Below are 13,395 nucleotides of genomic sequence, written 5' to 3'. Positions count from 1 at the left end.
GTTGATTCTATGTCCAATAACCGCCGTTACTGCAGCTTATAGTTCAGCATGGTACCCAGTTCCTGCTTCTCTTGGGCAGAGAGCTCACGCCATTCTCCGGTTTGCAGGGTACCGAGGCGGATATTCATCACACGGATGCGCTGTAGGTGCCGTACCTCGTACCCAAAAGCAGAACACATTCTGCGGATTTGCCGGTTCTTGCCTTCCGTAAGAATAATCCGAAAGACCCGCTCACTGATTCGCGTTACTTCACAGGGAAGCGTCCGGCTGCCCAGTATTTTGACTCCGCTCGACATTCCGGTAATGAAGGATGGGGTAAGGGGCCGATCAACAGTCACGATATATTCCTTCTCATGTTTACCCTCGGCCCGTAATATTTTATTCACGATATCTCCATCATTGGTCAGCAGAATTAATCCTTCAGAATCTTTATCAAGCCGTCCGATGGGGAATATACGCTCATGATGTCCGACAAAGTCGACAATATTCCCTTGAATATGCGCTTCAGTCGTAGAAGTAATGCCCACCGGCTTATTCAGTGCAATGTAGACGACCTTACTGCCCGTTTCAAGCAGTTTACCATCTATCCGCACCTCATCTCCCTGCCCAGCCTGACTGCCAAGCACAGCACGCTCTCCGTTGATGCTAACTCTACCGCCTTCCACCAGCTTGTCTGCTTCACGCCGTGAGCAGAATCCTGTCTCACTGATGAACTTATTAATTCTCACTTCAATCTTCACTCCGTTCTTCATTCATAGACTGTCCGGGAGCCTGCTCTCCTGCTGCAGGCAGCTTGATGGTAACTTCCGCCCCGCACCCGTATTCACTATGTATCTCCATGCTGCCTTTATGGGATTGGATAATTCTCTGGCTGACCATGAGCCCAAGGCCTGTTCCTGTTTCCTTGTTGGTAAAGAAGGGCTCCCCAAGCTTGGGCAGCATATCCTCTGGAACGCCTTCTCCCTCATCAGAGATAACGATCACTACAATATCGTCTGTCATATGTTGCTCCAGTGTAATCGTACCGCCATCAGGCATAGCCTCAATCGCATTTTTGACAATGTTGATAAACACCTGCTTCAGCTGGTTTTCTTCACAATGCACCGTTGCCGGCTGCTCGGAAAACCGGGCTTCGAATTCAATGCCGAACAAGTGCGCCTGGCTGTCCAGCAACGAAATTACATCACCCAGAATAAGCCGGACGTCTCTTAGCTGGAAATGCACGGCCTGCGGTTTGGCCAAAATTAAAAATTCACTTACGATTAGATTAATCCGCTCCAGCTCCGAGAGCATAAGATCAATATGGAGCGGAACCAGAAGCTTCTTCTCTTGCTGCAGCTGCAGAAATCCCCGCAGGGTAGTTAGCGGATTCCTTATTTCATGGGCAACCCCGGCTGCGAGCTGGCCGACGGTCGTCAGCTTCTCAGAGCGTCTCAGCAGTTCTTCGATCCGGTTGCGCTCTGTCATATCACGGGAGACATGGACGAAAGACTGCGGATTGCCCTCCTCGTCACGGATAACCGAGCTGCTGACGCTGACTTCGACAAGCGAGCCGTCACGTTTTAACCTTATAGTCTCCAGCGGAGGCAGAATGGCGCCGTTCTTCAGCTCTCTCAGCCTGGCTTCTTCCTGCTTCTGCGCAGTGGCCGGCACCAGATAAGGCATCTTACGCCATACATCATTCGCACTCCAGCCGTACAACTCCTCAAAGGCCCGGTTCGTGCTGATAATCCGGCCCTCCATATCCATCGTATGAATCGCATCGGAGGTACCGTTAATCACAGACTCCAGACGCTCTTTGACGGCCCGGTTCTCTTCCAGTGTCTGTCCCAGCCGGTTCGTGTGCTGCAGCAGATGTGAGGTCATAGCATTAATACGGTGCGCCAATTGCCCAAGCTCATCACGGCTGGCCACATTCAGCGGAGGCTCGAACTTGCCTCGGGCCACATCGTTGACCTTTGCCAGGATATCTTGGATTGGCCGGGTAACGATACCTGCAAGGATATAGCTTCCCATGAAAAATACAATAAGCAGCACAACCGACGTAGTCACATTATTCAGCAGCTGTTCCCGGATTACCGATGAAATGACTGAATAATCCATAACTACACTGATGACATAATCCTCAGCTCCAGGCTGCTTAATTGGAATGAAGGTTTTCAGCAATCTTTTGCCAAGAGCTTGTGTGTCCAGGGTAATGGGTTCACCGCTGCTGAGCGCTTCCATAATCGCCGACCTGTCTTCTTCAACGTTGCCGTATTTGTAAGTACCATACTTAATAGCCTGGTTCTTCAGCTTAAGGTATACAGAATCACTTCCATCGGACTGCATGGTTGATACGCCAAACGTTTTGGGATTGATCCCTGTGATCTCTAAGATCCCCGGATTGACCCCTTTGGATTGGCGGACAATCTCATCAGGGTTCATAATCTTCACATAATCGCTTACAGCGGTGCTGCGAATGTAAGGATCTATAATGTAGTTTCTCGATGGATCATAATAGTATCCCCACTTCTCAATATATTTGGGATTGGAGGTTGAATATTCAAAAGGCCCCGACCAGAAATGCTCAAAGCTCTGCCCTTGCCCAACTGATACCTCCTGCCCCGCAAACAGCTCGAGAAAAGCCACATACCAATAGCCCATGCCTTTGGTAGACAAATTAAGTTCGTCAGGATCCGAGGATTTGGCAACGACCACATCATCCTCAGTCTTGACCAGAAGTGAAATATTAGACACACCCAGCTTATGGGCTAGAGCAACCAGCTGTGCGTCCTTAACATTTTTAATATCGGGATCTAGCTCCTTGGAAGCCAAAATAGCAGCCAGTCTCAGGTTCTGGGCGATCTGGTGCTGCACGTAATTGGAGCTGTAGCTGCTCTGCTCGACGGAAACGGCAATTTGACTGGCGGTCATCTTCATATTTTGTACGCTCTCATTACGGAGATTGTTACGGGCTGCTTGAAGATTAAGTGTGAGATTTAGCGCCAGAATTAAAAGTACTGAACCAAAAATGATTACCGATAACTTAATTTTTATAGACAAGCTGTCTGTTCACCTCTTATCCGCTGGTAAATCCTAGCGGAGCGTTCAACCATTATCATACCTTTTGCCCCCTCATTTGAAAAGACATTTCACTTCTAAAGCCTTCTTCGGTAAATATTGAATTTTATAGACACTTTCTCTACAATGAATAAGAAACCATCCACAGGTTATGCACATATAAACATTTTATCAAATGGAGATGTGTACAAAATTGTGTATAAGTCGGGCTTTATCCACAGAGTTATGCACAATTTGTTAAGAACGAATATTTGTTCGTTGCACAAAGAGTAGTTTTGGAAGGGAAGATGAGCTTGAATCGTATACATAGTGAACTGTCCTCGGAGGAAATGGCCGTTCATGAATATTGGATGAGGGAAGCGATAGCGGAGGCGCGCAAGGCGGAGGCCCTGGGTGAGGTACCTATCGGAGCCGTAATAGTCAGAAATGGGGGAATTATAGGCCGGGGTTACAATCTGCGTGAAACAACCATGGACTCTACCGCCCATGCAGAGATGGTTGCGATTCGTGAGGCCAGTACTCTGCTCAATTCCTGGCGTCTCCTGGACTGTCAGCTGTACGTGACCCTAGAGCCCTGTCCCATGTGTGCCGGGGCGATGGTCCAGTCCAGAGTACCGCTTACTGTATATGGCACACCCGACCCCAAAGCCGGTTGCGCAGGCACACTAATGAATCTGCTGGAAGAACCCCGTTTTAATCACCGGACCGAGGTCATTCAGGGCATATTGCAGCAGGAATGCGCAGAGCTGCTAACCACCTTTTTTCGCCGGCTTCGGAAGAAATCTTAGGATGAAGGAGGACGTTTCATGTCTCATAAGTTATACGACACACCTCAAGGCATTTATATTGCTCTGCTGGAGGTCAAAGATGCAAGTGAGCTACTTCAACTGCGTCTGCGTAATAAAGAACAACATCAGCCCTTTGAGCCTCTGAGGGAGGAGGATTACTTTACCCTTGAGAGTCAGCTGCAGCTTATCGGTCAACGTTTGGAGGATTCTAGGCAAGACCGGGCATATATGTTCGGTATATTTTTATTGGACGGTCAGCTGATTGGCCAGATCACCATCTCCAATGTAGTGCGCGGTGTTGGCCAGTTTGCGGATATTGGATATTTCATGGATTATGCCTTACAGGGAAAAGGGTACACAAGTGCCGCCGTTCGGCTTGTCCTTAAGTTCGCATTCCGCTCCCTTGACCTGCATAGAGTGCAGGCTGCCATTTTACTTCATAATCACGGGTCCCGCCGGGTTCTGGAGAAGAACGGGTTTCAGGCTGAAGGAATAGCTCGGCGTTTCATCCAAATTAATGGACAGTGGCAAGATCATCGTACGTACGCTATACTTGCTGATGATGTCCAGCCGGATGAGGAGTAACAGCGTTTCCCGGTACAGAGCTTCCCACTTACATACAATACAGCCAAAAATCCCGCATGTGTGCCAAGACGGCGCTCATATGCGGGATTTTCGAATTGCAGAGTCTGTTTAGTAAGTTGTACCCGTAGAACCAAATTCCTTTTCAAGCTGATCCATGGTAATAACGTTTTCTCCCTTCGGAATACCGATGGTGAAGGTCTGCTTTTCATTAATTTTACTATATTGATTGCTGGCATTTAGGGATACGCTGAGATTCTCACCTTTGTCAGGATCATTTACTTTAATATCCATCAGCAGATCCTGATACACCGGAAAATCATCTTTGTTGATAGCCGTGTTCATATGAAATTGATTGATTGTCAGATAAGTTCCCAAATCCGCCAGGTCTTTGTCGAACTCTGCACGGCTTTTACTGGACTGCAGCTCTTCTTTGACCTTAGCCAGGTCTGTATCTTTAATATTCAACATTTCCTTATACTCTGGCTTACCCACGATATCGATGATCTTCGGCAGGGCATTATTCACAAAAATAGTAAGTGCCTCTTTGACGTTATCATTGGTGATTTTGAATTGAACTACCTGTTTTGCTTCAACACCCTCCGGCAAAGCGCCGTCCTTGGGCTTAATGTCACTGAAGTACTTTTGATCATCGTATTCACCAAGCAGTGTGTTTAGTACCTCATTCGAGAGCTTCTGCACCTTCTGTGTATCCATGGAGGCAGGGTTAAATTCGGTTCCTTGCTTCTCCGCCAGTTCTTTCAGATCAAGTTCTACGAACTTGCCAACCACCGTCTTCGGAAGCGGCAGGAACGGAATAGAAGGTACTTTGATATACATCTTCTCCGCGGTCATGACCATTGGAATATTAAAAGACATCGTCATATCGCCCTTCAGATTGAGCACCAGCGTCATTTCAGTTTGCATAGGATCTGCCTGATAGACACCATCAACGGTAACCTCGGCATTCTTCAGCATACTGAGCACCTGCGCCGTGGTGGCATCCGACTCCCCGTTTGCTGGCGCATCAATAGTCAGATTATTAATGACCACTTTGCTCTTCATCTCATACGATTTGAGCGTTGTCGCTTTGACAGCGGCTGACTTCAACGCTTCTTTAGGTGCTTGCTCTTTGTTCGCGCAGCCAGGCAGAATCATTGCAGCACTTAGCAGCAATGCGGCAGCGGACAACCCCCATTTTTTGTTCATTATAAATCTCCTCTCCCATGTAAAAAGTTTCTTCACCCTCCCTAATGATAAACCATTTGGGAAAAATGAGAAACATTTCTCAACATATATTCTCCAGAAGCAAATTAGCCCTGAGGATTATGATGGTCTACATGGTTAGCCTGTTTAACCTTTTTGGAACCGGATAAAGGCTCTGGACCTGAGGGTTTATGATCCTTGCGGCGCTCCTGATTGTTGTTCTCGACGCCCGGTACAGGCATGCTCTTCGGTTTGCTCATATTTAAGTTTCCTCCTATGGATTGGTAAGGTCTTGAAGAGCCTGTGCGCATTCATGAATTTGTCTGGTATACTGCTGCGCCAATGACTGAACGGCATCCGCCCGCTCATCGGTAGGGCGGCCAGCCTCTTCGGCATCAATCAAACTTACGGCTACCTCACGGCTATCGACATAAGTACAACGAAAATCAAGGGAATAGGCCTGCCGTCCGGCAGCATTAAAATGAATGAGCAGACTGTTCGGGTCCGCCGCATCACCCTGTAGGCTAAAGCTGTCTCCCTCCTCCATCAGAGCAGGCAGGCGCTCCTGCCAAGCAGAAACTAGACTTTGCTGATCCAGCTGTAATTGTCGGTTCATTGTTATTATCAGCCTCCTTCCCTATTACATTGCGGAGAAAGGGCGTTTTTTATACTTGTTGCTGTACATAACAAACGAAAGCCAGCCATCCGGCTGGATCAAAAAAAGCCACCTTCCAAAGAAGGCAGCTTCTATCTTCATGTATTCATCTCTTAAAGGAAATGGCGGAGAGGATGGGATTCGAACCCATGTGGGCTTGCACCCTAACGGTTTTCAAGACCGCCCCGTTATGACCGCTTCGGTACCTCTCCAATGCATCTAAATTTCACATGCATTAGGATTATACCACACAATGCAAGCATTATGCAACTATGATTATAGTGCAGCTTTCGGGCTGATCACTTTCACATTACGCATATACGGCTGTAGTACTGTAGGAATTACTACCGAGCCATCTTCCTGCTGATTATTCTCCAGAATGGCGGCTAACGTACGGCCAACAGCAAGAGCAGAACCATTCAGCGTATGAACAAATTCCGGCTTCGCCTTAGGCTCCTTGCGGAAACGAATGTTAGCCCGTCTCGCCTGGAAGTCTTCTGTATTCGAGCAAGAGGAGATTTCACGGTACATGCCGCTCTCAGGCAGCCATACCTCAAGGTCATACGTCTTGGCTGAGGTGAAGCCCATATCACCTGTGCAGAGTCCCAGTACCCGGTATGGCAGTTCCAGAAGCTGTAGCACGCGTTCCGCATCTGCCGTCATCTTCTCCAGTTCCTCATAGGAGGTCTCTGGTGTAGTAAGCTTCACAAGCTCCACCTTGTTGAACTGATGCTGACGAATGAGCCCGCGAGTATCACGGCCAGCCGAGCCAGCCTCAGAACGGAAACAGGAGCTGTAAGCCACATGATATTTCGGCAGATCCGCAGCCGTAAGAATCTCTTCACGATAGTAATTGGTTACCGGAACCTCAGCAGTAGGAATCAGATAATATTCTGTATCCCGGAGCTTGAAAAGATCCTCTTCGAACTTAGGAAGCTGACCGGTGCCGTATAGGCTGTCCTTATTTACGATATACGGGGGCAGCATCTCATCATAATGGTGTTCCCCGCTGTGAAGATCCATCATGAAGTTGATAAGTGCACGTTCAAGACGTGCTCCCAGACCCTTATAAAAGACAAAACGCGAGCCAGTAACCTTGGCAGCGGCTTCAAAGTCAATGATGTCCAGCTGCTGTCCCAGCTCCCAGTGTGACTTCGGTGTAAATTCAAACTCACGCGGCTGTGACCAGCGGCGCACTTCCACATTTTCTTCCTCGGATTTGCCTACCGGCACCGATTCATGCGGAATATTAGGGATGCTCATCGTCAATTCTTCAATACGGGTCTCAAGCACTCTTACTTCATCATCAAGCTCTTTAATCCGGTCGGATACCGTACGCATCTCAACGATTAAATCCTCTGCAGGTTCGCCGTTCTTCTTCTTCTTCGCCACTTCACCTGATACGGTGTTGCGTCGGTTTTTCAATCCTTCGGTCTCTTGCAGCAGCTCACGGCGGCGCAGATCCAGCTGTGGAAATTCGGCAATCAGTTCAAGCGATTTGCCCCGTTTCTTCAGTGCCTCTTCTACTCGAGCATAATCACTTCGCAATATTTTTACATCTAGCACAAAGTTTCCCTCCTGAAAACAGCCCAAACTCTTTCAAAATGCTGTTTGCAGCTTTGAAAGAGTCGGAATGTTCTTATATGCGGTTCTATTGATTGGCCACTACACTACGCTCTACCATATCGGCAAAGTATTGATGCAGCCTATAATCATCTGTCAACTCCGGATGAAAAGAGGATACAAGCAGATTCCCCTGGCGGGCAGTCACAATCTCATCGTTATAGAGTGTGAGCACCTCAACTTCCGGCCCAACCTCGTTAATAAGAGGAGCACGGATGAATACAGCGCGCACCGGTTCAAGGATTCCTTTAACCTGCAGATCACATTCAAAACTCTCCCGCTGGCGGCCAAAGGCATTCCGGGCAACGGTGATGTCCATCAGCTCTAAATGTCCAGGTTCGCCCCCCGCAATATGCTTCGCCAGTACGATCATGCCCGCGCATGTCCCAAAAATAGGCTTCCCCTGACCAGCAAAATCACGGATGGCTTCAATGAAGCCATACTTGCGCATGAGCTTGCCTATCGTAGTGCTTTCGCCGCCGGGTATAATCAATCCTTCGATCTCCTCCAGCTGCTCTACACGTTTGATAGGCAGGCCCTGAGCCCCGGTTTTCTCTATACTGACAATATGCTCTGTTACAGCGCCTTGAAGCGCCAGCACTCCTATTTTCATCGGGACAACCTTCTCTCTGTTAACGGCCGCGTTCCGACATGCGTTCTGCCGGTGACAATGAGGCAATATCGATTCCCTTCATTGGGGTGCCGAGGTTCTTGGATACTTCTGCAATCAGCTTGTAATCGGTGAAGTGAGTAGTTGCTTCAACGATTGCACGGGCAAACTTCTCAGGATTATCCGATTTGAAAATACCAGAACCAACGAACACGCCATCGGCACCCAGATGCATCATCAAAGCGGCGTCCGCCGGTGTTGCTACACCGCCTGCAGCGAAGTTAACAACCGGCAATTTACCTAACTGATGTACTTCAAGCAGCAGTTCGTAAGGAACACCCAGTGTCTTCGCTTCATTATACAACTCATCCAGTGAAAGATTAGTCACCTTTCGGATTTGGCTGTTGATGTACCGCATATGACGTACGGCCTCAACAATGTTACCTGTTCCCGGTTCGCCTTTGGTACGGATCATGGAAGCACCTTCGTTTATACGGCGAAGCGCTTCACCCAGATCTTTGGCGCCACATACAAAAGGAACTGTGAATTCACGTTTGTTAATATGGAACACTTCATCAGCCGGAGTGAGTACTTCACTCTCATCCAAATAGTCCACACCGAGGGATTCCAGAACCTTCGCTTCTACATAATGTCCGATGCGGGCTTTGGCCATAACGGGAATGCTTACTACCTTGATAACCTCTTCCACAATCGTAGGATCGGCCATCCGGGCTACACCGCCCGCTGCACGAATATCAGAAGGGACGCGTTCCAGTGCCATAACGGCTACTGCTCCGGCAGCCTCAGCAATTTTTGCCTGTTCTGCATTCATGACGTCCATAATGACGCCGCCTTTTTGCATTTCTGCCATGCCTCTTTTTACACGCGATGTTCCTGTTTCCATGACCAAGCCTCCCGTATGAACTTACTTAATCTAACATATAATTTTACCGCAAGGCGGCTATATATACAACCTATTTACTCGGATTTTCTCCTGTTTTCGACATTTTTCAGCCGTTAGAACAAGTTCTTAATTCCTTTAAACAGATCGCCAAAAAACTCTCCTATGGCTCTCATCAGCAGTTTGAACCAACCGGCCTTCTCTGCCTCTTCAGCCGTAATCAGGTTAACGGTCTTCTCCTGAACCTGATTGATACCTTCCACCTGGTAGGAATAAGTGACTTTCCCTACTTTGCTGGCTCCGGCTATCGGTGCAACCAAGGTTGATGGATCATTGGTGACAACAGTCGTTTTAATTTGTGGAGATACAGTTCCCTTTGGTACGATAAATGTTACGCCAGCATCCGTTACAACGGAGACGTCTTTGTTCTTCCCTTTTAATACAGGAACGGTTTCATTGCCCGCAATAACTGCCTTAGGAGCAACAACCTGCTTAATCTCAAAATTATTAAAACCAAAATCGAGAACTTTCTTGGTTTCTGTGAAACGGTGAGGCTCCGAATCGGCTCCCATTACCACACTGATCAGCCGCATCCCGCCGCGGACAGCTGTACCTGTAAAACAATTACCCGCATTGGAAGTATGTCCAGTCTTCAGACCATCAAGCCCCGGATAAGCGTAAGCTTTAAAATTCGTGACATCTTTGTTTCCTTCCAGCATCCAGTTATAGTTAACCATTGGCGCTTTATCACGCTCACGGAATTTGTAGGATTGAATGGTAGTGAAATCCGTGAAATCCGGATGATCGGTTACAATGAATTTAGCCAAGAGTGCCGCATCCATAGCAGACATTACGGTTTCACGATCTGTGTCAGGCCGGAATTTCGCAGGCATATCATCCCGGTCGAGCCCGGTCGCATTGATGAAATAGGCGGTCTTCATCCCCATCTTCTGTGCTGTTTCGTTCATTAGAGCAACGAATTGCTGTTCAGATCCAGCAACCTCTTCAGCCAAAGCTACCGTGGCATCATTTGCAGAGCCTACCGCCATGGCTACGTATAGCTCTTTGACTGTATGTTCGTCCCCTTGTGCCAAAAAAATACGTGATCCAATTTGTTTGGAGGCATTCTCCTGCACCACGACTTTTTTATCCCATGATAGCTGGCCTTTGTTAACGGCTTCTGTAACTAGATACTCTGTCATCATCTTGGTCATGCTCGCCGGAGGCAGAGGCACATCCGCATTTAGTGATAACAGCACTTCACCTGTAGTAGGTTCCAGCAGAACGGCTGATTTCAGATTCAAACCCAGCGATTCTACAGAAGGAATCTTGACTGCAGTTGTTGCCTTGGTTCCAGTTTTACTTGTAGCTGCTGTGCCTGACTCTGTAGTAGCGGGGGCCTTTACTGCATCAGCCAGTGCCGAATTCACAGGTGAGGCCAGCATATTTAAAAGCAAACCTACTGTCGCTGTCTTAATCACTAATTGTTTACTGCTGAATTTATGCTTGTACTTCAATGATTACTACTCTCCTTTTGCCCTCATATCCATTGCTTGTTCTATTCTAACACAGGGGTACCTTCAAAAAAAGACAGACAGGACGAATTTCGTCCTATCTGCCCTTAAAATGCCGATTATCCAATCTTACAGGGAATAGTTAGGTGCTTCCTTGGTAATTTGCACATCGTGCGGGTGACTCTCACGCAGACCGGCTCCAGTAATCCGGATAAAAGAGGTATCATTACGAAGCTCCTCCAATGTCTTGGTTCCACAATAGCCCATCCCTGAACGAAGTCCGCCAATCAGCTGATGAACCGTATCTGAGAGACTGCCTTTAAAAGCAACGCGTCCTTCAATACCTTCAGGAACCAGCTTCTTGTCATCATCCTGGAAGTAACGATCTTTACTTCCCTGCTTCATGGCACTCATACTGCCCATGCCCCGATAAACTTTGAATTTACGTCCCTGATAAATTTCCGAATCCCCAGGGCTTTCGTCCGTACCTGCGAACAAGCTACCCATCATAACTGCAGATGCTCCTGCAGCAATGGCTTTGGTGATCTCCCCGGAGTATTTGATTCCGCCGTCCGCAATAATGGGAACACCGTACTCGCGGGCCACTGTTGCACAATCATAGATGGCTGTAATTTGAGGTACACCGATACCGGCGATAACACGTGTGGTACAGATCGATCCAGGTCCAATTCCCACCTTAACCACTGATGCTCCGGCTTCAATCAACTCACGGGTGGCTTCACCGGTGGCAACATTACCAGCCACAATGGTAAGATCCGGATATTGTTCGCGTAGTTTGCGGACAGCATCAATAATATTGATATGGTGCCCATGTGCAGAATCTACAGTGATGAGATCGACACCGGCTTTTACCAATGCTTCTGTCCGTTCAAACGTATCCTTAGAGATGCCGATGGCAGCGCCAACCAGCAGGCGGCCTTGGGCATCCTTGGCACCATTCGGGAATTGAATGGCCTTCTCGATATCTTTTATTGTAATCAGACCCTTAAGAATGTTGTTCTCATCCACCAAAGGCAGCTTCTCAATCTTATGGCGCTGCAGGATAACTTCAGCCTCCTGAAGGGTAGTGCCTACGGCAGCAGTCACCAAGTTCTCATGCGTCATTACTTCTTTGATCTGAATATTGAAATCATGAATAAACCGCAAGTCTCTGTTGGTCAAAATTCCAACCAGCTTGTTGTTGTCATCTACAATAGGCACACCGGAGATACGATATTTACCCATCAGGACTTCGGCGTCAGATACCCAGTGTTCTGGTGTAAGGGAAAAGGGATTGGTAATAACGCCACTCTCGGAACGCTTAACACGGTCCACTTCTTCCGCTTGCTGCTCCACGGACATATTCTTATGAATAATGCCGATGCCGCCCTCACGCGCAATAGCAATCGCCATTGCTGCTTCCGTAACTGTGTCCATACCCGCACTCATCAAAGGGATATTCAGCTTCACATTCTTGCTTAATACCGTAGTTAATTCCACTTCTTTCGGGAGCACCTCGGATTTACGCGGTACCAGCAGCACATCATCAAAAGTTAATCCCTCTTTGCCAAACTTATCTTCCCACACCTGGGTCATTCCTCCTCAAATGTCTTTATTCTAAACGCCTGCAAACTTTATGAATGAAGAAACTAAGGTTCAAGTCCATACCCGATAGACACTGATAAAGACCTAGAAGCTATACGTTTTCGTATCTTCAGTTAAGGTTTGAGATGCTTGTCCAAAAATATATTATTGCCATCTTAGCAAAGGGTTTTTGGCCTGTCAAGAATATTACATCACGGGAGAAGTTATTCAGAAAACTGCCTACGAGTAAGCGAATTCTTGGACGAAAGTCCGTTTGGAGTGGACACTTCATCAATAAATATCTATAGCCATTCGCTGCCAACACGGCAACCCTCATAAGGTAAACAGAACATCTCCTTACTAGTATCCCTCAAATTCCGCCAAAACAACAAAAAAGCCATTGTCGATTGCTCAACAATGGCTTCATGTGCTTGGCGGCGTCCTACTCTCCCAGGACCCTTCGGTCCAAGTACCATCGGCGCTGGAGGGCTTAACGGTCGTGTTCGGGATGGGTACGCGTGGAACCCCTCCGCTATCGCCACCAAACGGGCATTTACAGCGTAAATGCTTCAGGAACCTTCATTCCTGAAAACTGAATCCGAAACGAATCTGCGTTATATGATTTGGATAAGCCCTCGACCGATTAGTATTGGTCAGCTCCATGCATTGCTGCACTTCCACCTCCAACCTATCTACCTCGTCGTCTTCAAGGGGTCTTACATACTGGGAAATCTCATCTTGAGGGGGGCTTCACGCTTAGATGCTTTCAGCGCTTATCCCGTCCGTACGTAGCTACTCAGCCATGCTCCTGGCGGAACAACTGATGCACCAGCGGTACGTCCATCCCGGTCCTCTCGTACTAAGGACAG

The 13,395-nt window shown here is 47.9% G+C and carries 12 protein-coding genes, 1 tRNA gene and 2 rRNA genes; 2 read left to right on the top strand and 13 right to left on the bottom strand.

Translation table 11 applies throughout. The features are described 5' to 3' along the window. Nucleotides 1–26: 26 nt before the first annotated feature. Complete coding sequence (rluF, locus tag A3848_RS21805; protein ID WP_074086993.1) at nucleotides 27–728, bottom strand: 23S rRNA pseudouridine(2604) synthase RluF; 702 nt, start codon at nucleotides 726–728, stop codon at nucleotides 27–29. Nucleotide 729: 1 nt separating this feature from the next. Continuing rightward, nucleotides 730–3,045 carry an ATP-binding protein gene (locus tag A3848_RS21800; RefSeq protein WP_074086964.1) on the bottom strand — a complete coding sequence of 772 codons (2,316 nt, stop codon included), beginning with the start codon at nucleotides 3,043–3,045 and terminating at the stop codon, nucleotides 730–732. A 347-nt stretch (nucleotides 3,046–3,392) separates the two neighbouring features. Between A3848_RS21800 and tadA the strand changes: the two genes are divergently transcribed. Together tadA and A3848_RS21790 are read left to right on the top strand one after the other, a co-directional pair. Next, on the top strand, nucleotides 3,393–3,851 hold the full coding sequence (tadA, locus tag A3848_RS21795) for a tRNA adenosine(34) deaminase TadA (RefSeq protein ID WP_371916015.1): 459 nt from the start codon (nucleotides 3,393–3,395) through the stop codon (nucleotides 3,849–3,851). Nucleotides 3,852–3,869: 18 nt separating this feature from the next. Further along, nucleotides 3,870–4,436 (top strand): GNAT family N-acetyltransferase, encoded by a 567-nt coding sequence (locus A3848_RS21790; protein WP_074086962.1) that lies wholly within the window; start codon nucleotides 3,870–3,872, stop codon nucleotides 4,434–4,436. Between the two features lie 108 nt (nucleotides 4,437–4,544). On the opposite strand, the gene A3848_RS21785 is transcribed toward A3848_RS21790, so the two are convergent. From A3848_RS21785 to A3848_RS21735, 11 genes are all read right to left on the bottom strand, one after another. Further along, on the bottom strand, nucleotides 4,545–5,642 hold the full coding sequence (locus A3848_RS21785) for a hypothetical protein (RefSeq protein ID WP_074086961.1): 1,098 nt from the start codon (nucleotides 5,640–5,642) through the stop codon (nucleotides 4,545–4,547). A gap of 104 nt (nucleotides 5,643–5,746) precedes the next feature. Further along, nucleotides 5,747–5,899 carry a small acid-soluble spore protein P gene (locus A3848_RS21780; protein WP_074086960.1) on the bottom strand — a complete coding sequence of 51 codons (153 nt, stop codon included), beginning with the start codon at nucleotides 5,897–5,899 and terminating at the stop codon, nucleotides 5,747–5,749. Nucleotides 5,900–5,913: 14 nt separating this feature from the next. Beyond that, nucleotides 5,914–6,255, bottom strand: a complete 342-nt coding sequence (locus tag A3848_RS21775; RefSeq protein WP_074086959.1) for a hypothetical protein — start codon at nucleotides 6,253–6,255, stop codon at nucleotides 5,914–5,916. 162 nt (nucleotides 6,256–6,417) lie between these two features. Further along, nucleotides 6,418–6,506 (bottom strand) — tRNA-Ser (locus A3848_RS21770). A 64-nt stretch (nucleotides 6,507–6,570) separates the two neighbouring features. Further along, nucleotides 6,571–7,860 (bottom strand): serine--tRNA ligase, encoded by a 1,290-nt coding sequence (gene serS / locus A3848_RS21765; RefSeq protein ID WP_074086958.1) that lies wholly within the window; start codon nucleotides 7,858–7,860, stop codon nucleotides 6,571–6,573. Nucleotides 7,861–7,945: 85 nt separating this feature from the next. Continuing rightward, nucleotides 7,946–8,530, bottom strand: a complete 585-nt coding sequence (gene pdxT, locus A3848_RS21760) for a pyridoxal 5'-phosphate synthase glutaminase subunit PdxT (RefSeq protein ID WP_074086957.1) — start codon at nucleotides 8,528–8,530, stop codon at nucleotides 7,946–7,948. Nucleotides 8,531–8,549: 19 nt separating this feature from the next. Continuing rightward, a complete protein-coding gene (gene pdxS / locus A3848_RS21755; protein ID WP_074086956.1) occupies nucleotides 8,550–9,431 on the bottom strand; it encodes a pyridoxal 5'-phosphate synthase lyase subunit PdxS in 882 nt (293 codons plus the stop codon). Between the two features lie 113 nt (nucleotides 9,432–9,544). After that, nucleotides 9,545–10,945 (bottom strand): D-alanyl-D-alanine carboxypeptidase family protein, encoded by a 1,401-nt coding sequence (locus tag A3848_RS21750; RefSeq protein WP_074086955.1) that lies wholly within the window; start codon nucleotides 10,943–10,945, stop codon nucleotides 9,545–9,547. Between the two features lie 126 nt (nucleotides 10,946–11,071). Continuing rightward, nucleotides 11,072–12,529: an IMP dehydrogenase gene (gene guaB / locus A3848_RS21745; RefSeq protein WP_074086992.1), complete on the bottom strand. Its 1,458-nt coding sequence runs from the start codon at nucleotides 12,527–12,529 to the stop codon at nucleotides 11,072–11,074. Nucleotides 12,530–12,955: 426 nt separating this feature from the next. Then, a 5S ribosomal RNA gene (gene rrf / locus A3848_RS21740) occupies nucleotides 12,956–13,072 on the bottom strand. Nucleotides 13,073–13,149: 77 nt separating this feature from the next. Further along, nucleotides 13,150–13,395, bottom strand: a 23S ribosomal RNA gene (locus A3848_RS21735); the annotation flags it as partial.

This window comes from Paenibacillus sp. P32E, assembly GCF_001909085.1.
Classification (GTDB): domain Bacteria; phylum Bacillota; class Bacilli; order Paenibacillales; family Paenibacillaceae; genus Paenibacillus_AQ; species Paenibacillus_AQ helianthi.
The sequence above is the reverse complement of the archived record's forward strand: the minus strand, read 5'-3'. Positions and strand labels throughout refer to the sequence as shown.